The following is a 25,368-nucleotide window of genomic DNA, read 5'->3' on the forward strand; positions in this document are numbered from 1 at the left end:
AAGACTCCTTACTGCTTTTTTAATTCTGTTTCTTTTGCATTTTCTTCGATATCAACAATTGTACCATCTACTGCATTGACGAAGTAATCCACTTCCCTCTTTTCTCCTTTTTTATCTTTAGGAAGAACAACGTGGACATACCATGTAGGTGATAATACTTGTGTCTCTGTTAATAGTACAAGCGTAGAATAACCAAGCTGTGTTTTTGTGACAGTTGAATTGGCAGGTAGATAACCCTTAGCCAAAATTGCCTTAACTGCTTGCGTTGAATTTAGTGTATATTTTTCTCCAAAGCTTTTTAGTGAATCGAACATTTTTTGTTCATAGCGAGTAATTTCTAAACCATCATTCCAATGAATTTTAATCTCTGCATTTTGATTATAGTAAATCATACGGTTTTCAGAAATTTGGAAGAAAATCGCTTCTTTTTGTTCTTTATTTATTTTCCATAGTTTGTAGGAACTACCTTTATATACATTGTGCTCTACAAAGTCTGTTAAACTCTCATCTGTAATTTCCGTCAAGGGAGTTGGACTGATAATCTTCGATTCTAAGTCTGTTCCGTTATTAATTTGAATATGTTGATTTTCTAAATGAGATAATTCATCCTGTGAAAACTGCTTGATCTTACCTGAAATATAAGATACATTTTCACTTTCTTCAGTTTGATCTTTAAATGTAATATTTTCCTCTTTTAGACGAGCTGAAATATTATCGGTCTCACCAATAAATTCGATTTTCTTATCTTCGTTGTATTTGTTTACATAACTCCAATAAAGGAAAACATTTAATATCGAGAAAACAATGATGAAAATGGTTTTCGTTTTATTCCAATCCAACTTGTCCACCTCCTACTGTAGCAGGTGATAAGGGTGTCCATTCACCGTTTATCAAATAGAACCATGTTGGTATAAGAATGAAAACATTCAGACCATCATTTTTCTTTAAGTAATAACCTGGTCGAATTTCTTTAATCTCTTTAAAATCTACATTTTTAGTTTTCTTTAATTGATCTACAACTTCTTGACCACTCCTGATTGTAAATGCAGCGTTTTCAGGAACCGTCACTAATTTGTAATAAGGGCGTATATAACGTGCAATCCGATTGTCACCCCATACTGTTTCTATTTGAGTAGATGTCACAAATGAATCTGCATATACAGGATAATCTTCCTTATAAAGCTGATAAATAACCTTATTATTATGGTAATCTAACGTATCATAACGAAAATCGCCAGTCCATCCGCCATGTTCATTGATAAAGTCAAATGTATTTAATATCAACTTTGATTCTTCTAAAGAATCAGGATCCTCTGAAGCTGTTGTATTAACAAAATCCAATACCTTTTGATTGTTATTCACCGTCATCATAGATACACCATCGGTATAGTTTTCTTCGGCATTTGCATCATCTACGCTGTTTTTTACAATTTTCGGATTGGAAAATAATGCATTTTTAAATCGATCAATAGATGAAGTAGAAATTAAATACGTATATTGCATCATTTTAGATTCTTCTGCAGGTAAATAAAATGTACTTCCTATATCATGCGTAAATGCAGTATATCTTTCTAAGTTATGAGATTGTTCTATAACTTGTTTTGTAAAAATCGCTACACTATTAACATGTATTTTGGCTTTATATAATTGTTTTTTCTTTGTATTTGCAAAAAATACGGTTAGTTCTTCAGTATTTGAAAGCTGATTCCAACTAACAATCATTTGATTAAACGATATATTAGCTACTTTGGCATCGTTAGAGGGTAATAGACTTTGAAATAATTGATACGGTATTTCGTCAGGGAAAAATAGTGTAAAGCGATTGTCCCCCTCTACTAATCCATTTATTGTTGTACTATCGGCATTTTTTCTAACTAGTTCGAGATTGGTTACTTGCCAATTTTGCATCTGTTGCAAAATACTTTTCATTTCTCCATAGCGATCAGTGCCACGCCATATATCACCTTCATGGAATACCATCCGATATGGGGTAATGACATTTACAAGCTGTCGTTTTTTTTCTATGGAAATATCCACAGGCGGTGTTTTCTCAAGCTCATAATTTGGTTTATAGGTCCAAATGGAAAATGTTAATGTAATACTTAATAACACCAAGACAAAGAGCATGACTGATTTTATCTGTTCGATATATTTCAATCCCACTCACCTGCCTCATCATCTTCATATGGTAAAGTAAAGAAGATTGTTGTACCGACTCCCTCTTCACTTTCTGCCCATATTTTACCGTTATGTGCTAAAATCATTTCCCGAGAAATAGCTAACCCTAGACCTGTACCGCCCATTGAACGTGCTCTCGCTCTATCTACACGATAGAAACGATCAAAAATGCGTTCTACATTTTCCTTTGGTATACCCATACCATCATCCGAAATCATCACAGTTAGTATCCCATCATTTGCGGTCATACCAAAACGAATATTACCGCCATCTGGTGAATATTTTAAAGCGTTAGAGATAATGTTATCAATAACTTGCGTAATCTTATCTGTGTCAATTTCAACATAGCAAGGGCCTGTAGGTAGTAAACGCTTGAATTCTACATTTTTGGATTTTGACATTTCAAAACGGTCAATAATACGATTAAAGAATTTGTTAAAGTCTACTATATCGGCATTAATTTCATACTCTCTGCTATCCATACGTGAAAGTTGTAATAAGTCGCTTACAAGACGGATCAATCGCTCTGTTTCAGTCTGCGTAACATTTAAAAATTGGGGTGCAAGCTCTTTGTTTTGCCATGCACCATCGGCTAATGCTTCTAAATAACTCCGCATCGTCGTAAGTGGTGTACGTAATTCATGTGACACATTTGACACGAATTCACGTCGTTCCATTTCAATCTTTTCTTGTTCCGTAATATCATGCAATACCGTAATTAATCCATTGACAAATCCGGTTTCCTTTTGAATAACCGAAAAGTTAGCACGCCAAATATAAGGACGCTCTGGAGAACTGAAATCTAGATTAATAGAGTCTTTCATATGAATTAAATCCTCAAAAGTATGCTCATCTTCTAAACCTAAAACTGATACTAATGGTCTTCCCATTAACTCATTCTGTTCACCATTTAAAAGTTTTTGAGCTGGCGTATTAATCAAAATAATTTTCCCTTTACGGTCTGTTGCAATTACACCATCTGTCATATTTGTTAAGACAGATGCTAGCTTTCTCCGTTCGCCTTCCGTAGTAGACGTTGCTTCCTGCAACCTATTGGTTAGATGGTTGAAAGCAATTGCTAATTGTCCAATTTCGTCATTACCGTAAACCTTAACTTTCCGAGAGAAGTTACCTTTAGCCATAGCCTGTGCTTGCCTACGCATATCTGAAATTGGCTTTGTAATTGTTCTTGAGATGAAGATTCCAAGAATAATAGTGATAGCTAATGCTAACGCTGTACCAACGGCTAATATCTGGTTAATCTCGTTCATCTGTTCAAATATATTTTCAATATTAGATTTTACATAAACAACCCCTATTACTTTTCCTTTGTTATCCATAATAGGGGTAGCGACTACCCATATTCTTTTTCTGGTCTTACCGTCAAGTGCAATTTTCTCATATGGAGCTTGTGCACTTATTGATTGGCTTACAATTCGATCCACTGAACGTTGGCCGACAATTGACTGATTACTCATATCGGAAGATGCTAAAATGCGGTTACGTGGGTCGATTACTCTTATTTCTTTAATATCATCTGAAGATAATGTATTTAATACGCTCTTCAAGCTTTGTTCAAGCGTTGGGTCTTTATCTGTACGTTCTTTTAGCATTTCCTCTTTTACACTAAATTTCACTACATTTAAACGATCTCTAATGGATGTCTCAAAGTTTCCTTTTAATGTTGTTTCTAATCCTCTTGCAAAATATATCCCAATAATTTGCATCGCAATTAATATGAGCAGCACATAAATCAGTACAAGTTTGACCTGGACCGATTTAAAAAAACGAACCTTTTGCATTATTCTTTACTCCTGTTCAGGATTTCTTAAATAATATCCAACACCTCGACGAGTTACTATCCATGTTGGATGACTTGGATTATCTTCAATTTTTTCTCTTAAACGTCGAATCGTCACGTCAACTGTTCGTACATCTCCGAAATAATCGTACCCCCATACTGTTTGAAGTAAATGTTCTCGTGTCATTACTTGACCAATATGTTTTGCTAAATAATGAAGTAATTCAAACTCGCGGTGTGTTAATTCAATTCCTTCATCACGTTTTAATACTAGATATGCATCTGGTTGAATAACTAAAGAACCAATGACAATGTCATTATTTTCTTCTACTACTTCTTCAGCTGTAGCAACTGTTTGATGTCTACGCATATTTGCTTTTACACGGGCGATTAATTCACGTGTACTAAATGGTTTCGTCACATAGTCGTCTGCGCCAAGTTCAAGGCCAAGAACTTTATCAATTTCTGAATCCTTTGCTGTTAACATAATGATTGGTAAGTCGTATTTTTTGCGTACTTCACGGCAAACCTCCACACCATCACGTTTTGGCAACATAATATCTAAAAGCATTAAATCTGGTTTAACTTCCTCTACCTTTTCTAAGGCTTCATCGCCATCATAGGCACAGAATACTTTATAGCCCTCTTTTATTAAATTAAATTGTAATATATCTGCAATTGGTTTTTCGTCATCTACAACTAAAATTGTTTTATCCACAGTTTTATTTCCCCTTTCTTACGATCAGTTTAGGTTGTTCATTACTGTTAGATGGTAAATTTCTATATACTAACTCTACCATGCTTTCATGTTATTCGCATCTTTCGCTATTTCTAAAGGTTCGCATTTCCTGGGCAATAATTCGCTATTAATCGACAGGAAAAAGAATGCATATCTAAGTTTAACATAAAGTAAACGCGTAGAATTTCCCATTGTAGAGGTAAAAAAGGTTCATATTTAACTAATAAACATATTATTAAATTCATATTCATCCAAATTATTTTAGACTTTTTTCTATTTTTTGAAACAAGTTTTTAGTTTTGAGGAAACTACATGTTTCTACTTCTTTATTTTAGAATTTTCAGATAAAATATAAATGTAATTACAAGTCTTTTGAAGATTGGGGGATTTTATGAGTGATTCAAACAGGGCGAGTATGGAAACAATACTCTCATCGGCAAAAGAAGTAAATAAAGCGCGCAAAAGGATGTCCAAAAAAAAATTATTTCAAAGAATCGTAATGGTCATGCTCGGTGCCTGTATTATGGCAATTGGCCTTGAGCTATTTTTAGTTCCTAACAAAGTTTTAGATGGCGGAATCGTTGGTATCTCCATCATCATTTCTCATCTAACAGATTTACCTCTTGGGATATTTATTTTCCTCTTAAACATTCCATTTATTTTCCTCGGTTATAAGCAAATCGGTAAAACATTTGCCTTATCAACTGCTCTTGGAATTACAACCTTATCAGCTTTTACTATTTTATTACATCATTTAGAACCATTTACTAATGACCTATTATTATCTACAGTATTCGGAGGAATTGTTCTCGGTATAGGTGTAGGTCTTGTCATTCGATATGGTGGCTCACTTGATGGCACAGAAATCTTAGCTATTCTATTTAATAAGAGGTTACCGTTTTCAGTTGGAGAAATCATTATGTTTTTTAACCTTATTATTTTCACTATTGCAGGCTTCGTCTTTACTTGGGAACAAGCTATGTATTCAGGTTTAGCTTATTTCATAGCTTATAAAATGATCGATATCGTCATTCAAGGTTTAGATGAGTCGAAGTCTGTTTATATTATTAGCGATGAATACGATGAAATCGGAAGAGCTATTATCGATCGTTTAGGGCGTGGTGTAACATACTTAACAGGTGAAGGTGCCTACACTGGTGATCCCAAAAAAGTTATCTTCACAGTCATTACACGTTTGGAAGAATCAAAATTAACGACGATAGTTGGAGAATTAGATGCTAATGCATTCTTGGCAATTGGCAATATAGCTGAAGTAAGAGGCGGTCGATTTAAAAAGAGGGATATTCACTAAAGAAAAAGGCGATTCCGCTACTCGAAAATTGCCTTTTTCTTTTCTTTCATTTTACTTAATCTATTAAATACAACAATCATCCATATGCTAACACTGGCTTCCACAATAACAAAGAGGATACTCAAATTTTCCGCCCAATTATGTGGAATATTCATAAGAAATGATGAAATAAATAATGAAACAAGTAAAATAATTGGTCTTTTTTTGATAGGCCTTTTAATGATTTTGCTAAGCATAGATAATTTTCATTTACTAAATGTGAGTAAAGGATCGATAATAAATAATACAAATATACAACCCAAATTGCACGCCAAGTAAAAACTGAGTAATCTGAAAAACCACTCGTAATTCCAACATTTAAATCAGATGATCAGATGGTATTGCTACTATAATTAAGAAACATGTTGCAAAGTATAATTTGCTATAATGCTTATGTGATTGTGTGATTTCTGTAATTCCCTTGCTTATAAAAAAATAGCCAAGGGAATCTGGCAAGACATCAATAAAGAAGCGAAAGTCCACGAGAATAAACAAAAAGCCCATAAATAGATAGTGAAATCCTTTATTCATCGATCATACTCCTTTACTAAATTTTCTATATCCTTCTCCGAGATAGTTGGATTATTTAGTAAAGAGATAAATCCAATCAGTCTTCATTTGATATTAGAAGAATAGTGGCATCATAACTAAAGGGTATATTTCTTTTAACCTTTGTATTAATACATAATGTTTCCTCTTTACTCAGCATCATTGGTAGATCTACCTTATGATTGGACTTCACCACTTGCACCTCATAATACGTCTTTAGCTCTTCTGGTATTTTCATTTGTGTAAGCTTCACATTTTGTCTTATCTTAAACTTTGTATGTCCTACCCCCTCAGAAGAACCCCCACATGATATCAATGATAGCTTTTCTTTCTTTTTTGTCTTCATAATTTCAAAATGTTTTATATTAGCCGGTATCCTTGTATTATCTGATAATATAACTTTAATATCCTCTGCTATTATTCCCTTTTTATTAATATCCGCTACTTCCTCTGCAGATATATCAAAGCTCACTCTATTTAATGTTTGATATTTGAAAGTATCAATCGTATGTAATTTCGATGGATCTTCTTCAAAAAAGCCACTGGTATCCCCTTCTCCCCATATATCAGTATCTCCAAATGTAATCCCCTGAACCGTACGTTTATCATCATGATCCGTTACATAGTACAATGTAAACTGCAAATTATCATCGGCTAAAGTTGAAATATAAGATGGTATTATAATTGGCATGCCAATCTTCTTGTTATTTGCATACCAATTATTAAGGAAAAAGCTCGCAATAATTACAGTAAGAGCACTATAGAATACTGTCTGTTTAACATTTTCCTCAAATCATCCATTTTATCCTTTATTATACATTAATACACAAAAAAGAACAGCTAGCTTTCGCTAACTGCCCTTCAAAATATATTCTGATTAAGCTTGTTCCCAAACATCAATTAGTACATTTGTTTGTTCACGGTCTGGGCCTACTGAGAATGTTGCAATACGAATACCTGTTAATTCACTAACACGTTTTACATAGTTACGTGCATTTTCAGGTAGCTCTTCTAGCGTTTTGCATCCTGTAACATCTTCAGTCCAACCAGGAAGTTCTTCATAAATTGGTTTGCAGCCTTCAATAATGTGAAGGTTTGCAGGGTATTCAGTGATGATTTCACCATTGTATTCATATGCAGTACAGATTTTAACTGTATCTAGACCTGTTAATACGTCAATTGAGTTAAGAGCTAAATCTGTGATACCTGATACACGGCGAGAATGACGTACAACAACTGAGTCAAACCAACCAACACGACGTGGACGGCCAGTAGTTGTACCATATTCACGACCAACTTCACGAATTTGATGGCCTACTTCATCAAATAATTCAGTTGGGAATGGGCCATCACCAACACGAGAAGTATAAGCTTTTGATACACCAATTACACGTGATACTGAAGATGGGCCTACGCCAGCACCTGTAGCTACACCGCCTGCAACTGGGTTAGATGAAGTTACATATGGGTAAGTACCATGGTCAACATCAAGTAAAATACCTTGAGCGCCTTCAAATAATACTTTACCGCCTTCGTCTATTACGTCGTTTAATACTTTAGAAGTATCTGTTACGTATTGAGCGATTTCTTGACCGTATGCATAGAATGGTTCGAAGATATCTTCGAATTTTAAAGGTTCTACTTCATAGAATTTAGTGAATAAACGGTTTTTGACTTCTAAGTTATTACGAAGTTTTTCTTCAAATACTTCTTTGTCTAAGAGATCCGCGATACGGATACCGATACGTTGAACTTTATCTGTGTAGCAAGGTCCGATACCTTTACATGTAGTACCGATTTTTGCATCCCCACGAGACTCTTCATCTACCTTATCTTGATAAACATGGTAAGGAAGAATCACTTGAGCACGGTTTGAGATACGTAAGTTAGAAGTATCAATTCCTCGATCTTGTAAACCTTTAAGCTCTTTTACTAAAGATTCAGGGTTAATAACCATACCGTTACCCATTACTGAAGTTTTTTCTTTATAAAAAATACCTGAAGGGATTAAATGTAGTTTATAAGTTTCGCCTTCAAATTGAATTGTATGTCCTGCGTTATCGCCACCAGAATAACGAGCGATTGCTTCTGCCTTTTTAGATAGGAAGTCAGTAATTTTACCTTTACCTTCGTCTCCCCATTGTGTTCCTACTACTACAACTGATGTCATGATCAGCACCTCCGTCAGACACTTTCATAGTGTCCTGATTCAAACAGACTTATTGTAACAACGAAAACAAGTATAGTCAATAAAAAGCAATAAAAAACACGAACATATCATACATGTCAGACATCAATGTTCGTGTTTTATTGTTTAATAGCCTCCTGCTGGTGCCTCAGCACTCCAGTCAACGCTAACAAATTTGTTGAATTCTTTTTTAAACGCCAATTTTACAGTATCTGTTGGGCCATTACGTTGCTTGGCAACAATAATTTCGATTGTATTTGCATCTTCCGTTTGTTTATCATAGTAATCTTCACGGTATAAGAATGCTACGATATCGGCATCTTGCTCAATACTTCCAGATTCACGAAGGTCACTCATCATTGGACGTTTATCTTGACGTTGTTCAACGCCACGTGATAATTGAGACAGTGCAATTACAGGAACTTCTAATTCCCGAGCTAATGCCTTAAGTGACCGTGAAATTTCGGATACTTCTTGTTGTCTATTTTGACCTGCGCCACCGCTACCTTGAATGAGTTGTAGGTAATCGATTAGGATCATACCAAGACCTTGTTCTTGTTTTAAGCGTCGACATTTTGCACGAATTTCACTAACACGCACACCAGCAGAATCATCAATATAAATTCCTGCACGAGATAGAGTCCCTGTTGCCATTGTTAGTTTACGCCAATCTTCTGAATTTAAAGCACCTGTACGCAAAACTTGTGCATCAATATTTCCTTCTGCACAAAGCATACGCATAACAAGCTGCTCAGCACCCATTTCAAGCGAGAAGATTGCTACATTCTCTGTAGTTTGTGTTCCAACAGCCTGTGCTACATTCAATGCAAATGCCGTTTTCCCAACGGATGGTCTAGCTGCAACGATAATTAAGTCACCACGTTGGAAACCTGCCGTTAAACGATCCAAATCACGGAACCCCGTTGGAATACCAGTAATATCACCTTTGCGATTTTGTAATTGTTCAACATTGGCGTATGTCTCAACAAGAACATCCTTTACATGCTTAAAGTCACCGGCATTTTTGCGATTCGCCACTTCCATTACTTTACGCTCGGCTTCAGAAAGTAATGCATCTACTTCATCTTCACGCGTATAACCGTCTTCTGCTATTTTTGTAGCTACTCTGATTAAACGGCGTAACACAGCTTTTTCCGATACAATTTGAGCATAGTAGCCAACATTAGCTGCTGTCGGAACAGCATTGGCTATTTCAGTAATGTAGGAAATGCCACCAATATCATCTAATTCATTGTGTGATGACAACTCTTCAGTAACAGTGATTACATCAATTGCTTTTCCTTGATCACTTAAACGTAACATCGTCTGGAAAATTATCTGATGTGCAGAGCGGTAAAAGTCTTCAGGAATTAAAATTTCTGAAGCCGTAATCAATGCTTGAGGTTCGAGAAATATAGCACCTATGACAGATTGTTCAGCTTCTTGGTTGTGAGGCGGAACGCGGTCCAATTGTGGATCGTTCATAAACGTCTCTCCTTACGCTTGTTCTGCAACATGTACTTTCAATGTAGCAGTTACTTCATGATGAAGTTTTACAGACACTTTCGTTACTCCTAATGTACGAATAGCATCTTTTAATTCCATTTTTCGTTTATCAATTTTAATACCATGGTCTTTTTGTAATTGTTCCACGATTTGTTTTGAAGTGATTGAACCGAATAAGCGACCATCTTTACCTGGTTTTGCTTTTAACTCTATAGTTAAACCTTCTAATGTTTCTTTTAATGCTTTTGCATCTTCTAATTCTTGTGCAGCATCTTCAGCAGCACGTTTGTTTTGTGCCTTTAATTTTGCAATTTCTGTAGCTGTTGCTTCTACTGCACTTTTTTGTTTTAATAATACGTTACGCGCGTAGCCATCTGAGACCTCTTTTGTTTCACCTTTTTTACCTTGGCCTTTAATATCTTTTAAAAATATTACTTTCATGATTCCGTGCTCCCTTCTAATACATCATCTATTGCTACTTTTAACTTTTCAATTGCTTCGTCAATTGTTTGAATTTCTAATTGGCAAGCGGCATTTGTTAAATGGCCACCTCCGCCTAATTCCTCCATTACAAGTTGTACGTTAATCTCACCCAATGATCTTGCACTAATACCAATTGTGCCATCATTACGATGAGCAACAACGAAGGATGCTGAAATATCTTTCATCGTCAATAAAATATCTGCAGTTTGAGCAATTAAAACAGAGTTGTATATTTTATCACTATCTCCACGTGCAATAGCAATCCCTTTATGGACAAATTCCGCTGTTTGCACAATTTTAGAACGTTCTATATACGTACTAATATCCTCTTTTAAAAGGCGTTGTACAAGTACGGTATCCGCTCCATTTGTACGTAAATAAGATGCTGCTTCAAATGTTCTTGCACCTGTACGTAATGTGAAGCTTTTCGTATCAACTATAATACCAGCTAATAAGGCTGTTGCTTCTAACATTGTTATTTTATCATTTTTTGGCTGATATTCTAATAGTTCAGTTACTAATTCAGCTGTTGAAGAGGCATATGGCTCCATATATACAAGCATTGGATTTTTTACGAATTCCTCTCCACGACGATGGTGATCGATGACTACGACTTTATCCGACCTATTAAGTAACTTTTCCTCTATTGTCATACTTGGTTTATGTGTATCGACTATAACCAGTAATGATTTATCTGTAATCTTATCTAATGCCTCTTCTGGCGTGATGAAGCGATTAAATAAATCAGATTTTTCTTTCACCACTTGCATTAAACGGCTAATACTATTATCAATGTTATCGAAATCTACAACTACATAACCATCAATACCATTCATATCTGCCATTTTGCGAACACCAATTGCAGCACCTATAGCATCCATATCGGGCATTTTATGGCCCATTACAAAGATTTGATCACTATCCTGTATTAAATCACGTAATGCATGTGAAATAACTCGTGCACGTACCCTTGTGCGTTTCTCAACAGGGTTTGTTTTACCACCGTAGAATTTCACTTTTCCATTAGGTTGTTTAATCGCTACTTGATCACCACCACGTCCTAGGACAAGATCTAAACTCGATTGTGCAAGCTCTCCTAATTCAAGTAAAGATTGTGATCCAGCTCCAACACCAATACTTAATGTTAATGATAGATTTTGCTGTGCTGTAATCTCACGAATATCATCAAGAATTGAGAATCTTTTCTTCTCTAGTTCTTGTAAGATTGATTCATTCATAACAGCGATAAAACGGTCAGAATCGATACGTTTCAAGTAAATACGATTTGTTGTTCCCCAATTATTAACAAGTGAAGTAACAAGTGAATTGGTTTGACTACGAGTTTGGTCGTCCATTCCTTGTGTGATTTCATCATAATTATCAACGAAAAGAATCGCAATAACTGTACGGTCATCATAGTAAAGTGCTTCGATTTCTACTTGTTCTGTAATATCAAAGAAGTACAGTAATTTATCCTCTGGCTTATAAAACGCCCGATATTTACGGTCTTTTAGCGTAATATTAAGCTCATTGGACTCCTCATGCTTAATAAGGTTATATAAATCTTCTGATAAAGAGAAAATTTCCTCACCGATTAGTGAATCTGTTCCTAATATACGCAGCATATAAGGATTCGTCCATTCAATTAAAAACTGCTCGTCAATTAACACGATACCGATTGGCATTTCTAGTAATGCTTCTTCTCCAACCTTTTTTAAACGGTAAGAAAGCATCTCGATATGTTTCTCAGTCTCTTTATATGTGTCAGATTCAGCTTTCCAAGCAAGAATCAATACTAGTACAAGGACAATACCATAAACGATACCAGTCGGTAAATTCCACATCACGCATATAACAACGCCCGCTATTCCTAGCAATGACAGGATTAAAAGAGGATAACGTACTGGTCGTTTTCTAAAAAGAGTACCCATAAATCTCAACTCCTTATTTTCTTGTCATGCCACTAATAAGCCCACGGATGTTAAATCCTAGATCCGCAATACCAAGTAATGTGACAAACTTGATTAGTGGCAAAGCTAAGAATGTACCAACAATTAAAACCCACTTTGGCCATCCCTGCTGATACACGTAAAAATGAATAAGTGAAATACCTTGTAGCATAAATAATACACTTAAGATAAAAGATAAATTTAATATCACTATATAAATAAATGTTCCTGCCTCTGGCTTTATAAATAAAGTCATTGTTAATATGGCAAGATAATACCACAAAGTCGCACGTGGTAACCGCAAATCTCTAAACGGAGCGAACTTTGGAACTTCTAATCCAAAACGGCGTAATAACGGCAAATTCACTGAAATAACAATAAACGTCATAATAAAAACTAATAGCGTCACTACAGTCGGCATCACCATTTGCATTGTATTAAACATAGTATTTAACTGTTCAGTTGAAAATGGTGCTTGGCCAGTAATTGATTTTACTATTTCATTTGATTTTTGATAACTTTCTCGAGTGCTTGTTATCGCTTGCTTCAAAACATCCATATTGAAAAACTTAACCGAAATGATATACCCCACAGTTATGGAAATCAAAACGGTAAATGCTGTCGACATAAATAAGAATATTTTGCTTTTCTTTGTACGTATTACATCTCCAATAACAAATCCGATAATCGCAAACAGAATTGCTATGGGCAGAGATAAAAAGCCACCAATTAAAATTGAAATAATGATACTAACGATTACAACGAATACCGATGAACTACGACTGTATTTTGCGCTATACCAAGCTATTGGTAAAGAGATAAAACAGATTGTCACAATACTTACCACAGGTACGTATGTAGAGATAGCTAATAATATCGTAAACAATGCGACCATCATGGCACCGTGCGTAATTCTCCGTGTCTGATTTTCCGGCATTTAAAACCTTCCTTTTCATAAAGAAAATCTATTATTTCATCTTATTATTGTACCATGTTTCATGTTATCGAACAAAAAGCATACTGTTATTAGACCAAATGATTGTAAGTTAATTGATACGCAAAAAAAAATTCTAATGTTAATAAAAAAGACTGGCAAAATCATATGCCAATCCTTTCAAATTTCCCTTTCATATCTAAAAAAAGAGACCAGCATAATGCTGATCCCTTCGATTGATGACTATTTATCATCTGCAGTGAATGGTAGTAAAGCCATTACACGAGCTACTTTGATAGCTGATGTAAGTTTACGTTGGTATTTAGCGCTTGTACCAGTCACACGGCGTGGAAGAATTTTTCCGCGTTCAGAGATGAATTTTTTTAATAAATCAACATCTTTATAATCGATGTGTTTGATGTTATTAGAAGTGAAATAGCAAACTTTACGGCGTTTGCGGCCTCCTCTACGTGGTGCCATTGTGTAGTTTCCCTCCTCATTTAATTATAAATATATGACGTGTAATGAGTCATTTACTTAGAATGGTAGGTCGTCTTCTGTAACGTCGACTTTCCCTCCACCATTACTAACTGGTGCAAATGGATCTTCATCTACACGTGTATAATTCTGCTGACTAGGTGATTGATTCTGTTGATAAGATGGCTGTTGATAGTTGCCTTGTTGTGGAGCTTGGTCGTATGATTGACCTCCACCATTAAATGATGGTTGTCCGCCATATGACTGTCCTTGTTGAGGACGATCTCCAGCAGCTCCGCGTGGTTCTAAGAACTGAACGCTATCTGCAACAACTTCAGTTGTGTAAACACGTTTACCATCTTGTCCTTCATAACTACCTGTTTGAATGCGACCTTCAACACCTGCTAAGCTTCCTTTTTTCAAGAAGTTTGCAGTATTTTCAGCCTGTTTACGCCAAACAACGCAATTGATGAAGTCCGCTTGTCTCTCACCTTGTTGGTTAGAAAACGTTCTATTTACAGCTAGTGTAAAACGAGCAACGGCTGCGCCACCTGGTGTGTAGCGAAGTTCCGGATCTTTTGTTAGTCTTCCAACTAGTACGACACGGTTAATCATCAGAATTCAACCTCCTTTATCTGCGTTTTTTAGTTAAAATTATTTTTCTTCTTCGCGAACTGCAATATGACGAATGATATCTTCGTTGATATTTGCAAGACGAGTGTATTCATCGATTGCTTTTGAATCAGCGTTAACTTTCATGATTTCATAGAAACCTTCGCGGAAGTCTTCGATTTCGTAAGCTAGGCGGCGTTTGCCCCATTCTTTTGATTCGATGATTTCAGCACCGTTAGAAGTTAAAATTTCGTTGAAACGTTCAACTAAAGCTTTTTTAGCTTCATCTTCGATGTTTGGACGAATAATATACATTAATTCGTATGCTTTCATTGTATAAGCACCTCCTTATGGACTTTGGCCAAAATTATACATTTGGCAAGGAGTTAGTAATTTTTAATACTAACATCAACGAATTGTATCATAAAATAGAATAATAAGCAACTAACCTCACTAGGCAATACTTATTTCTTTCTCTATACTGAAATTGGGGTGATCGTTTGAAAAATAACTCGGAACCAATTGCTATTATTGAAATAGATATGCAAAAGGTAGCTTGGCAAAATTTACTTTTGACCGTCTTTTTAATGATTGCATTCTTTTTTATAAATATCTTTATCCATCATGACTTTACATTTCATATAACGATATGGCATGTACTTCTGTATTTCCTATTATTTATTATCCTGTATATTGTACTAATAGTATTACATGAGTGTTGTCATCTATTAGGTTTTATTCTTTTTGGAAAAGTACCATTTAGCAGTCTAAAATATGGCGTCAATTTAAAAATCGGCGTGGCTTATGCAACAACTACAGAATTATTATCAAATAAAGCTATGAGAAAAGCATTGCTACTTCCTTTTTGGTTAACAGGTGTAATTCCTGCTGTAATTGGCTTTGTGATGAATTCTAAACTATGGCTTATCTTAGGTGCATGGTTAATTGCCGGAGCAATTGGTGATTTTATAATGTATATCAAACTTCGAAAATATCCAAAACATTATTTGGTTAGAGATGACCCTAATCTCCCTAAATTATATGTTTATAAAAACTAAAAAAAAGCAGCCCAACATCTTATTGGGCTGCCTTTGAATTATTCAGCATTATACATTAAAGCGGAATAACATTACGTCGCCATCTTGTACGACGTATTCTTTACCTTCAAGGCGTACTCGTCCTGCTTCTTTCGCTGCTGCCATAGAACCGTGTTCCATTAAGTCATCATAAGAAACAGTTTCTGCACGGATAAAACCTCGTTCGAAGTCAGAGTGGATAACTCCCGCACATTGTGGAGCTTTCATACCTTTACGGAATGTCCATGCTCTTACTTCTTGCACGCCTGCAGTGAAGTAAGTAGCTAATCCAAGTAAACTGTATGAAGCACGGATTAATTGATCTAAACCTGATTCTTCAATGCCAAGTTCTTCTAAGAACATCGCTTTTTCTTCATCATCTAATTCAGCTATTTCTTCTTCGATTTTTGCACAAACAACAATTACTTCTGCACCTTCAGCAGCAGCAAATTCACGAACAGCTTGTACATATTTATTGTTTTCTGCATCTGCAACTTCTTCTTCAGAAACGTTTGCTACATATAGCATTGGTTTGATAGTTAATAAATTTAATCCTTTAATAACTTTCATTTCATCATCAGACAATTCAACAGCGCGAGCTGGCTTTTCAGCTGCAAATGCTTCCTTAATCTTTTCAAGAATTGGTGCTTCGATCATTGCTTCTTTATCTTTTTGACGAGCTAATTTCCCAACTTTTGAGTAACGTTTATCAACTGATTCTAAGTCTGCAAGAATTAGTTCTAAGTTAATTACTTCAATATCACTAATTGGATCAACTTTGCCATCAACGTGCGTAATATTTTCATCTTCAAAGCAGCGAACTACTTGAGTAATGGCATCAACTTCACGAATATGTGCTAAGAATTTGTTACCCAGGCCTTCACCTTTACTAGCACCTTTTACAATACCGGCGATATCAGTGAACTCAAATGAAGTAGGGACTGTTTTCTTCGGTTCAACTAATTCTGTTAATTTATCTAAACGTGCGTCAGGAACTTCTACAATCCCTACATTAGGATCAATTGTTGCGAATGGATAGTTCGCTGCAAGTGCACCTGCTTTTGTAATTGCGTTAAATAATGTTGATTTACCAACGTTTGGTAGACCTACGATACCGGCTGTTAAAGCCATTCTTTCCACAACCTTTCAAAATATAAATGCTAATCAATTATGATTCGGCGTAATTGCTCCGGATTTTGAATTGTGCTTACACAATTCACTCCTTTTAAAATCTGTTACATCCGCCAAAAGCTTTAACTTCTTTCAACGATTGTTTAGAAACTCGCTAAAAGCAGAAAATATCTGCATTCATCTCACCACCTATAGAGGTGACAGCTTCTGCTGAAGGAAGCTAATTATTTGCTATTCAACTTGTTAATTATAGAGATTTGCTTGGAAAAAGTCTAATTTTGCTATTATTCTGTTGGATTTGCAAAGACCAATACCTTCTTCATTTTCTTATCAAACTCTCTGCGTGGAATCATTACACTATGTTGACATCCCTCACATTTAATACGAATATCTGCACCCAAACGGATAATCTTCCACTCGTTAGTGCCGCATGGATGTTGCTTTTTCATCTCGACAATATCACCAAGTCCGTATTTTTTTGCTTCCATCTCTACTCTCCTTCTTCAAATGCTTTATTATTATCACGTTCATAAACCATCATTTTTGGATAAGGAATTTCAATACCATTGCGATCAAAAATTTCTTTGACATCGCGACGAATCATTCGTGAAATGGCAAAATGCTTCATTGGTAATGTTTCAACGGAAATTCTTAATGTTACTTCTGCTCCAACAACATTTTGTACACCAAGTAACGTTGGTTCTGAAACAATATCTTCGTTCATAGCTGGTAGAGATTTTAAATATTGTTCGATTAGCTTTTCAGCTTTTGCTATATCTGAACTATACGCTATGCTAACATCAATAATTGCTATTGAGTTATTGATAGAATAGTTGACCACTTCTGTAATCAAGCCATTTGGGATGATATTAATTTCTCCAGATGCCCCTTTTATCTTCGTTGTACGTAGACCAATTTCTAGAACTGTACCTTCAGTAGAAGTAATCTTAATGTAATCACCTACACCAAATTGATCTTCGAAAATAATGAAGAAACCAGTGATAATATCCTTTACCAAGCTTTGTGCACCAAACCCGACAGCTAAGCCGACGATACCAGCACCTGCTAATAAGCCAGTAACCCTAATACCCATTACAGATAAAATAGCAATGATTGCTGAAAAGTAGACTACGTAGGAAATAACACTTTGTAATAGTCGTAGAATCGTTAGATGACGGCGTTCTGAAGCTGGTTGCAAAGCAATTGGTCCAGTCATTCGAATATGAAAGAACTTCTTAATCGCCATCTTCGCTACACGAACAACAACCATTGATAATAGCCAGATAGCAATAATCTTCATTGTTGCTATCCCTACATCAGTCCACAGCTCTTCATCAGTTAAATAATTCATCAACTTATTATACATGTTCTCTAATGTCACTTTTATTGCTCCTCTTGCATAAAAATTTTCAATCATACGTATACTGCAGAAAAAGAAGAAAGTGAGACTTTCTATGACACTTCCTATTTCTAATTCGGCATTCTCATATGCATTACATTATCAAGATTCAGGTGCCATTTGGCGTTTAAGTTCTTTCTTATTAGAGCATATACCATTTCAACACGAAAATCTTGTATTTTGTTGTATAGGCTCTGATCGTTCAACAGGTGACGCTTTAGGACCTTTAACAGGTAGTTTACTATCAAACTATATTTCATTTCCTTATACGATTATTGGTTCCTTAGATAAACCATTGCATGCTTTAAATTTAAAAGAAACCGTAGAATCTCTACAGGGACAAACCATTTCTCCATTTGTCGTAGCAATTGATGCATGTCTTGGTGAACAACAACGTATTGGAGAAATTCTTTTTCAAACAGGTCCTCTTTTACCAGGAAAGGCTGTAAAAAAAGAATTACCACCAATTGGAGATGTCTCAATTAAGGGAATCGTCAATTTTGGTGGCTTTATGGAACATACTATTTTACAAACAACAAGATTAAATGTCACTTATGAAATGAGTAATCGTATCGCCCGTGCACTATACCTAGCTTGGCATCGCTATTCTTTAAAAGATATGCATGACCGTAACTACAATCGCAACTACTAAAATAGCTGGTAGTATATTCGCTACGCGGATTTTCGTAAGACCCATCATATTTAAACCAATGGCAATAATCATGGCACCACCTGTTGCAGTTAATTGTTGAACAAATGTATCAAGTAATGCAACTGGCACAATACTACTTATTTGTCCTGCAAACAAGGCAATCAATCCCTGATATAAAAACACTGAAACCGCACTTAATAGAACACCAATGCCTAAGGTTGATGCTAAAAATATGGCAGTGAATCCATCAATGATTCCTTTTGTAATTAATACAGAATGGTCATTCCGTAAACCACTATCAAGTGCACCAATAATAGCCATCGAACCAATTACAAAGATTAAAGTACTTGTGATAAAACCTTGGGCGATATCGCCATGTTCGCCCTTATTTCCGATTTTATATTCTAACCATTTCCCAATTCGATTTAACTGTAAATCTAAATCAATCCATTCCCCAATAATGGTTCCTATCACTAGGCTAACAATGACTACAATAAAATTGTTACTTGTAATCCCCATCTGGATACCGAGTACTGTAACAGCAAGTCCAATTACTTGCATAACTGTTTCTTTCATTTTATTGGGTATCCCTTGTAAGAACCTTCCAATTATAGCTCCCAATGCAATTAGCAGTGTATTAATGATCGTTCCTAATAAGACCAACTAACACCCTCTCAATCCTCAAGTAATTCTAATATACGCTCTAAGTCATCTTCAGAGAAAAATTCAATTTCAATCTTCCCTTTATTCTTTGTCTTTTTAATTAAAACATTCGTTCCAAAATAATCTCTTAATTGAGATTCCTTTTCTTCAATGAAAATGTCTCTATTCACCTTTTTATTTGTTTCACGTGGAACGTCCTCATTCAAAGAATGCACTAAGTCTTCTAATTGGCGGACATTAAGCTGTTGTTTCATTACTTTATCAGCTACAATTGGAATTTGTTTTTTATTTTTCAATCCCAATAATGTTCGACCATGACCCATTGTTAGTTTGCCTTCATTAACAAGTTTTTGTATTTCCTTTGGTAATGTTAAGAGGCGGACATGATTTGCAATATGAGGGCGGCTTTTACCAATTCGTTTAGACAATTCCTCTTGTGTCAGATTTAAATGTTCCATCAAATTATGATAAGCTTCAGCTTCTTCAATAGGTGTTAAATCTTCACGTTGGAGATTCTCTAAAATGGCTAATTCCATCATTTGTGAGTCGTTCAAATCACGGATCACAGCTGGCACCTCTGTTAAATTAGCTAACTTAGCTGCACGGAAACGTCTTTCACCTACAACGATTTCATATTTAGATTCTTTTCTGCGTAAAATAATTGGTTGTAAAATTCCATATTCTTTAATAGATTGTGCAAGTTCTTGTAAGGCTTCTTCATCAAAGACTTTACGTGGTTGATATGGATTTACTCGAATATCTCTAATAGCAATTTGCGTTACTTTATCTGCTTCTAAAAGTCCTTGGTCTTGAAAAAGTGCACCGAGCCCTTTACCTAATCCTTTAGCCATTTTTAATCACCTCTCTAGCCAATTCTAAATAAACTTCAGCACCGCGAGATTTACGATCATAAATAATAATTGGTTCACCGTGACTTGGTGCTTCACTTAAACGAACGTTTCTTGGCACAATTGTATTATAAACTTTATCCTGGAAGTATTTTTTAACTTCATCAATTACTTGTAGCCCCAAATTTGTACGAGCATCTAACATAGTTAGTAATACGCCATCAATCATTAACTGATTATTTAAATGCTTTTGAACGAGACGTATAGTAGATAACAATTGGCTTAAGCCCTCTAATGCATAGTATTCACATTGTACAGGGATCAAGATTGCATCGGCAGCTGTTAATGAATTAATCGTCAACAATCCTAAAGATGGAGGGCAGTCGATAATTATATAATCATAATCTTTCTTTATATCATCGATGGCATGTTTTAAACGAACTTCCCTAGAGAGTGTTGATACTAGCTCGATTTCTGCTCCTGCAAGTGCAATTGTCGCTGGCACAGTATATAAGTTTTCAACTTGTGTTTTGCAAATGGCAGTTTGAATTGGTTCATCATCAATTAGTACATCGTAAATGCATTTATCTACTTCTCCTTTGTTGATGCCCACACCACTTGTAGAGTTTCCTTGTGGATCCGTATCAATTAGTAATACTTTCTTTCCTAATGTAGCAAGGCACGCGCTTAAATTAACAGATGTTGTCGTCTTACCAACGCCGCCCTTTTGGTTTGCAATAGCAATTGTTCTTCCCATGGTGCACCTGCTTTCAGAAACATTTTAATCAAAACAACTAACATACCTTTTTATACATTCTATCAAAAAAATGTTTTTTCGGCTCCATTTACTAGCCTAAATATAAATAAAAAACTCTTATTCTAGTTTTCTAGAGTAAGAGTTTTTAAAAAAATGGTGCTATACTTTCTTTTTTGGAATCTTTACTGTGATCTGATAGAACTCATCATGTTCTTCTTCTTCAGTTTCTACATGGATCCCTGTTTTGTTCACCATCGATAAAGATTGGCGAATTGTATTGAGTGCAATTCGAATATCCTTACTAATTGCTTTGCGACGAGGTTTTGCCTTTTTAGGCTTTTCCTCAGGATTTAATATTTCATTGATTCGTTGTTCCAATTGTCTAACGTTATAATCATGGTCAATTGTCTCTTGCAGCAACTGCAATTGTAATGCTTCGTCTTTTATTGGCACTAATGCACGTGCATGGCGTTCAGAAATTTCTCGCTTTAAAATTGCTGTCTGAATTGTTTCAGGCAATTTTAATAGGCGCAATTTATTAGCAATAGTTGATTGACCCTTACCTAAACGTTGTGCAAGGGCCTCTTGTGTCAACTCATGCAATTCTAAAAGTCTTTGATAAGCTTGTGCTTCTTCAATTGATGTAAGTTCTTCACGTTGTAAGTTTTCAATCAGAGCCACTGAAGCAGTTTCCTTGTCATTCATTTCACGAATGATTGCAGGTACTTCCGTCCAGTTTAATGATTTCATCGCACGATATCGACGCTCACCTGCAATGATTTCATAATGATCACTCTCTAATTTACGTACGACAATTGGTTGAATTACGCCATGTGTATGTATAGTACGCGCTAATTCTTCAATCTTTGAATCATCAAAAATTGTTCGTGGTTGGTAGCGGTTTGGGCTAATTTTCTCTATGGCAAGCTTCACAACCGATTCCGTATTATCCACTTCATTTTTTGAGGCATTTTCTACTTTCTCACCACTTCCAAAAAAACGTGAAAAAGTACTTTTCATCCCTTGGCACCACCTTTAACGATATTTCTCTCCACACTTCATCTAAAGTTATTAAGTAATATTTCTAATTTGTGGAGATGACTATCTATCTATATATATTTACTAACATTATACAAAAAGTAAGTATGTCCATTTATCATTATAGTTACTTTCGATAAAAAACGGTAGATTCCTTTTTTCTGTTTCATGTGAAACATATACTAGTGAAGTGGTGATTTGTTTGGTACACCTGGCTTACGCGGATATTTTTTAGGTGTATTTTTTATTTTTTCAAAGATGTAGATTGTACGTTCACTATTTTCTATTGGTAATGAGAATTCAAATTTCTCTACAAGCTTTGTTCCAAGGATTGAGATGGCCTTTTGGGCATCTTTTAATTCTTCTTCGCCACTTGCTGCTTTCATTGCTACGAACTGTCCGCCTGATTTTACAAGAGGAATACAAAGCTCCGATAAGACCGATAATCTTGCAACAGCACGTGCTGTTACCATATCAAATTTCTCGCGATATGCTGTATTTTGTCCAAAATCTTCTGCGCGAGAATGAACAAAATTCATATGCCCTAGATGTAATACATCACTTAAATGATTCAAAAATTGAATTCGTTTGTTTAATGAATCTACAATAGTAACTTTCAAATGTGGGAAGCAGATTTTAATAGGGATACTAGGAAACCCTGCTCCCGCTCCAACATCGCATAATGACTGTACATGATTAAAGTCAATATAAAAAGCAGCACTAATCGAATCATAGAAATGCTTTAAATAAACAGATGGCTGATCAGTAATTGCTGTTAAATTCATCTTTTCATTCCATTCTACTAGTGTCTCGAAATAAGTATGGAATTGTTGAATTTGTTCCTCTGATAACTCAATTCCTTGTTCTTTTAAAGCTTGCACAAACTGTTCTTCGTTCATGATATTCCCCTTCCATTAGTGCTACTGGTAAGTTTTTTTAATTTGTTTTTAGTTATATACAACTTTTGGCGCAAGATCTGAACGGGCGCCCTCAGCTATTAATTATATACAGCTTCACGTGCCAGAACCTCGATGTCAAATATTCTCCCCACTGTGAGGAAAAATGCCCCTCTTCATGAGAAGAATATTTGCATGTCGGGCCTTGACGGACGCGTTCAGCATTTAGTTATACTTTCGCAATTCTACCATGTTCAATATACACTAGTAAGATTGAAATGTCAGCTGGGTTAACGCCTGAAATGCGTGAAGCTTGAGCCACTGATAAAGGACGAACTTCTTTTAGCTTTTCTTTTGCTTCTGTTGCAATACCTGAGATTGCATCATAATCAATATTCTCTGGTATTTTTTTGTCTTCCATTTTTTTGAGTTTTTCAACTTGTTGAAGAGCCTTTTCAATATAACCTTCATATTTCACTTGGATTTCAACTTGTTCTTGCACTTCTGCGTTCAATTCTACTGGTGATGATGTTAATGAAGCTACTAATTCATAGTTTACTTCAGGACGTTTTAATAAATCGGTTCCACGGATACCATCTTTTAATGGGCTACTGCCAACAGCTTGAATGGTAGCTTGTGTTTCTTCATTTGGTTTTAGGATGACATCATGTAAACGGGTAATTTCACCTTCTACTTGTGCTTTTTTCACAAGGAATTGATCATAGCGTTCTTTTGAAATTAATCCTGTTTGGAAAGAACGTTCTGTTAAACGCATATCCGCGTTATCATGACGTAATAATAAACGATATTCGGCACGAGATGTAAGTAAACGATACGGTTCATTTGTACCTTTTGTGACTAAATCATCGATTAATACACCTATATAAGCATCGGCACGTCCTAGAATCATTTCTTTTTTACCAAGTGCTTTTGCAGCAGCATTTATTCCTGCCATTAAGCCTTGACCCGCTGCTTCTTCATAACCAGAAGTACCATTTATTTGGCCTGCTGTATAAAGATTTTGGATACGTTTTGTTTCAAGTGTTGGCCATAATTGTGTTGGAACAATAGCATCATATTCAATAGCATATCCTGCGCGCATCATTTCTGCTTTTTCTAGACCTGGAATCGATTCAAGCATTTGACGTTGAATATGTTCAGGGAGACTAGTTGATAAACCTTGAACATAAACTTCTTGTGTATTACGACCTTCTGGTTCCAAGAATAGTTGATGACGTGGTTTGTCGTTAAAGCGCACAATTTTTGTTTCAATTGATGGGCAGTAACGTGGGCCAGTACCAGTAATAACGCCCGTGAACATTGGTGATTTATCTAAGTTATCATTAATAATTTTGTGTGTTTCTAGACTTGTATATGTTAGCCAGCATGGAATTTGATCCGTGATAAATTCGGTTGTTTCATAACTGAATGCACGAGGCTCTGGATCCCCTGGTTGAATTTCAGTTTTACTGTAATCGATTGTTTTACTATTAACGCGTGGTGGTGTACCTGTTTTAAAACGAACCATATCAAAGCCAAGTTCACGTAAGTTAGCGGCAAGTTTGATTGATGGCTGTTGATTATTAGGACCGCTTGAATATTTTAAGTCCCCAATAATAATTTCACCACGTAAGAATGTTCCAGTTGTGATGACAACTGTGTTTGCATGGTATATGGCGCCTACTTGTGTAATAACACCTTTTACTTGTCCATCCTCAACAATTAGCTCATCTACCATTGCTTGATGAATTGTAAGGTTTTCTTGGTCCTCTAATAATTTTTTCATTTCACTTTGATACAAGACTTTATCTGCTTGTGCACGTAATGCACGTACAGCTGGTCCTTTACCAGTGTTTAACATACGCATTTGGATATGCGTTTTGTCGATGATTTTACCCATCGCACCGCCCATTGCATCAATTTCACGTACGACAATCCCCTTCGCTGGTCCACCAACTGATGGATTACATGGCATAAAGGCAATCATATCTAAGTTTATTGTTAATATTAATGTTTTTGCACCCATTCGCGCTGATGCATATGCAGCTTCTACCCCTGCATGACCAGCTCCAATAACTACAACATCGAACGTGCCTGCTTCATATTTTGTTGGCATGCTCGTTACTTCCTTTCTATATTTA

The 25,368-nt window shown here is 35.6% G+C and carries 25 protein-coding genes; 3 read left to right on the forward strand and 22 right to left on the reverse strand.

Translation table 11 applies throughout. The features are described from left to right. Window positions 1-8 precede the first annotated feature (8 nt). Genes Q8X41_RS12625 through yycF form a run of 4 tightly spaced genes read right to left on the reverse strand, consistent with a single transcriptional unit; the run spans window position 9 to window position 4,697 of the window. Complete coding sequence (locus Q8X41_RS12625; protein ID WP_397536670.1) at window positions 9-839, reverse strand: two-component system regulatory protein YycI; 831 nt, start codon at window positions 837-839, stop codon at window positions 9-11. Further along, complete coding sequence (locus Q8X41_RS12630) at window positions 826-2,163, reverse strand: YycH family regulatory protein (RefSeq protein WP_397536671.1); 1,338 nt, start codon at window positions 2,161-2,163, stop codon at window positions 826-828. The genes Q8X41_RS12625 and Q8X41_RS12630 overlap by 14 nt, the downstream gene beginning before the upstream one ends. Beyond that, entirely contained in the window at window positions 2,154-3,980 is a 1,827-nt protein-coding gene (gene walK / locus Q8X41_RS12635; RefSeq protein WP_397536672.1) for a cell wall metabolism sensor histidine kinase WalK, read from the reverse strand. Before walK ends, Q8X41_RS12630 begins: the two co-directional genes overlap by 10 nt. Before the next feature lie 6 nt (window positions 3,981-3,986). Beyond that, window positions 3,987-4,697: a response regulator YycF gene (yycF, locus tag Q8X41_RS12640; protein ID WP_397536673.1), complete on the reverse strand. Its 711-nt coding sequence runs from the start codon at window positions 4,695-4,697 to the stop codon at window positions 3,987-3,989. Window positions 4,698-5,184: 487 nt separating this feature from the next. Between yycF and Q8X41_RS12645 the strand changes: the two genes are divergently transcribed. Further along, window positions 5,185-6,030 (forward strand): YitT family protein, encoded by an 846-nt coding sequence (locus Q8X41_RS12645; protein WP_397540267.1) that lies wholly within the window; start codon window positions 5,185-5,187, stop codon window positions 6,028-6,030. A 646-nt stretch (window positions 6,031-6,676) separates the two neighbouring features. On the opposite strand, the gene Q8X41_RS12650 is transcribed toward Q8X41_RS12645, so the two are convergent. The 9 genes from Q8X41_RS12650 to rpsF all read right to left on the reverse strand — a co-directional run bounded on the left by Q8X41_RS12650 (window position 6,677) and on the right by rpsF (window position 15,100). Beyond that, entirely contained in the window at window positions 6,677-7,309 is a 633-nt protein-coding gene (locus Q8X41_RS12650; protein WP_397536674.1) for a hypothetical protein, read from the reverse strand. Between the two features lie 186 nt (window positions 7,310-7,495). Beyond that, window positions 7,496-8,788, reverse strand: a complete 1,293-nt coding sequence (locus Q8X41_RS12655) for an adenylosuccinate synthase (RefSeq protein ID WP_397536675.1) — start codon at window positions 8,786-8,788, stop codon at window positions 7,496-7,498. Window positions 8,789-8,932: 144 nt separating this feature from the next. Then, complete coding sequence (dnaB, locus tag Q8X41_RS12660) at window positions 8,933-10,291, reverse strand: replicative DNA helicase (protein ID WP_397536676.1); 1,359 nt, start codon at window positions 10,289-10,291, stop codon at window positions 8,933-8,935. A 12-nt stretch (window positions 10,292-10,303) separates the two neighbouring features. After that, window positions 10,304-10,753 (reverse strand): 50S ribosomal protein L9, encoded by a 450-nt coding sequence (rplI, locus tag Q8X41_RS12665; protein ID WP_397536677.1) that lies wholly within the window; start codon window positions 10,751-10,753, stop codon window positions 10,304-10,306. Continuing rightward, complete coding sequence (locus Q8X41_RS12670; protein WP_397536678.1) at window positions 10,750-12,726, reverse strand: DHH family phosphoesterase; 1,977 nt, start codon at window positions 12,724-12,726, stop codon at window positions 10,750-10,752. Before Q8X41_RS12670 ends, rplI begins: the two co-directional genes overlap by 4 nt. Window positions 12,727-12,739: 13 nt before the next feature. Next, window positions 12,740-13,681, reverse strand: coding sequence for a YybS family protein (locus Q8X41_RS12675; RefSeq protein WP_397536679.1), 942 nt, complete (start codon window positions 13,679-13,681; stop codon window positions 12,740-12,742). A gap of 240 nt (window positions 13,682-13,921) precedes the next feature. Then, entirely contained in the window at window positions 13,922-14,158 is a 237-nt protein-coding gene (gene rpsR / locus Q8X41_RS12680) for a 30S ribosomal protein S18 (RefSeq protein ID WP_397536680.1), read from the reverse strand. A gap of 57 nt (window positions 14,159-14,215) precedes the next feature. After that, entirely contained in the window at window positions 14,216-14,770 is a 555-nt protein-coding gene (gene ssb, locus Q8X41_RS12685; RefSeq protein ID WP_397536681.1) for a single-stranded DNA-binding protein, read from the reverse strand. Between the two features lie 39 nt (window positions 14,771-14,809). Then, a complete protein-coding gene (gene rpsF, locus Q8X41_RS12690) occupies window positions 14,810-15,100 on the reverse strand; it encodes a 30S ribosomal protein S6 (protein WP_397536682.1) in 291 nt (96 codons plus the stop codon). Window positions 15,101-15,267: 167 nt separating this feature from the next. Between rpsF and Q8X41_RS12695 the strand changes: the two genes are divergently transcribed. Further along, window positions 15,268-15,825, forward strand: a complete 558-nt coding sequence (locus Q8X41_RS12695) for a DUF3267 domain-containing protein (protein ID WP_397536683.1) — start codon at window positions 15,268-15,270, stop codon at window positions 15,823-15,825. A gap of 48 nt (window positions 15,826-15,873) precedes the next feature. Here Q8X41_RS12695 and ychF read toward each other — a convergent pair whose 3' ends face one another. The 3 genes from ychF to Q8X41_RS12710 form a co-directional block, all read right to left on the reverse strand. Further along, the gene (gene ychF, locus Q8X41_RS12700; RefSeq protein ID WP_397536684.1) at window positions 15,874-16,974 is read right to left on the reverse strand and encodes a redox-regulated ATPase YchF; all 1,101 of its coding nucleotides are present in this window, start codon (window positions 16,972-16,974) and stop codon (window positions 15,874-15,876) included. A 284-nt stretch (window positions 16,975-17,258) separates the two neighbouring features. After that, complete coding sequence (locus Q8X41_RS12705; RefSeq protein WP_397536685.1) at window positions 17,259-17,462, reverse strand: DUF951 domain-containing protein; 204 nt, start codon at window positions 17,460-17,462, stop codon at window positions 17,259-17,261. Between the two features lie 2 nt (window positions 17,463-17,464). Then, window positions 17,465-18,355 carry a mechanosensitive ion channel family protein gene (locus Q8X41_RS12710; protein WP_397536686.1) on the reverse strand — a complete coding sequence of 297 codons (891 nt, stop codon included), beginning with the start codon at window positions 18,353-18,355 and terminating at the stop codon, window positions 17,465-17,467. Between the two features lie 73 nt (window positions 18,356-18,428). Here Q8X41_RS12710 and yyaC point away from each other — a divergent pair, with 73 nt between their 5' ends. Beyond that, window positions 18,429-19,025, forward strand: coding sequence for a spore protease YyaC (gene yyaC / locus Q8X41_RS12715; protein WP_397536687.1), 597 nt, complete (start codon window positions 18,429-18,431; stop codon window positions 19,023-19,025). Here yyaC and Q8X41_RS12720 read toward each other — a convergent pair. The 6 genes from Q8X41_RS12720 to mnmG all read right to left on the reverse strand — a co-directional run bounded on the left by Q8X41_RS12720 (window position 18,984) and on the right by mnmG (window position 25,343). After that, window positions 18,984-19,688, reverse strand: a complete 705-nt coding sequence (locus Q8X41_RS12720; RefSeq protein WP_397536688.1) for a DUF554 domain-containing protein — start codon at window positions 19,686-19,688, stop codon at window positions 18,984-18,986. The two genes, yyaC and Q8X41_RS12720, sit on opposite strands and share 42 nt — an antisense overlap. A gap of 11 nt (window positions 19,689-19,699) precedes the next feature. Then, on the reverse strand, window positions 19,700-20,539 hold the full coding sequence (locus Q8X41_RS12725; RefSeq protein WP_397536689.1) for a ParB/RepB/Spo0J family partition protein: 840 nt from the start codon (window positions 20,537-20,539) through the stop codon (window positions 19,700-19,702). Further along, the gene (locus tag Q8X41_RS12730; protein ID WP_397536690.1) at window positions 20,532-21,293 is read right to left on the reverse strand and encodes a ParA family protein; all 762 of its coding nucleotides are present in this window, start codon (window positions 21,291-21,293) and stop codon (window positions 20,532-20,534) included. Before Q8X41_RS12730 ends, Q8X41_RS12725 begins: the two co-directional genes overlap by 8 nt. Before the next feature lie 159 nt (window positions 21,294-21,452). Beyond that, window positions 21,453-22,313, reverse strand: coding sequence for a nucleoid occlusion protein (noc, locus tag Q8X41_RS12735; protein WP_397536691.1), 861 nt, complete (start codon window positions 22,311-22,313; stop codon window positions 21,453-21,455). Between the two features lie 200 nt (window positions 22,314-22,513). Continuing rightward, window positions 22,514-23,230, reverse strand: a complete 717-nt coding sequence (gene rsmG, locus Q8X41_RS12740; protein WP_397536692.1) for a 16S rRNA (guanine(527)-N(7))-methyltransferase RsmG — start codon at window positions 23,228-23,230, stop codon at window positions 22,514-22,516. 226 nt (window positions 23,231-23,456) lie between these two features. Then, window positions 23,457-25,343, reverse strand: coding sequence for a tRNA uridine-5-carboxymethylaminomethyl(34) synthesis enzyme MnmG (gene mnmG, locus Q8X41_RS12745; protein WP_397536693.1), 1,887 nt, complete (start codon window positions 25,341-25,343; stop codon window positions 23,457-23,459). Window positions 25,344-25,368 lie beyond the last annotated feature (25 nt).

The sequence above is a fragment of the Rummeliibacillus pycnus genome (genome assembly GCF_044359855.1).
Classification (GTDB): Bacteria; Bacillota; Bacilli; order Bacillales_A; family Planococcaceae; genus Rummeliibacillus; species Rummeliibacillus pycnus_A.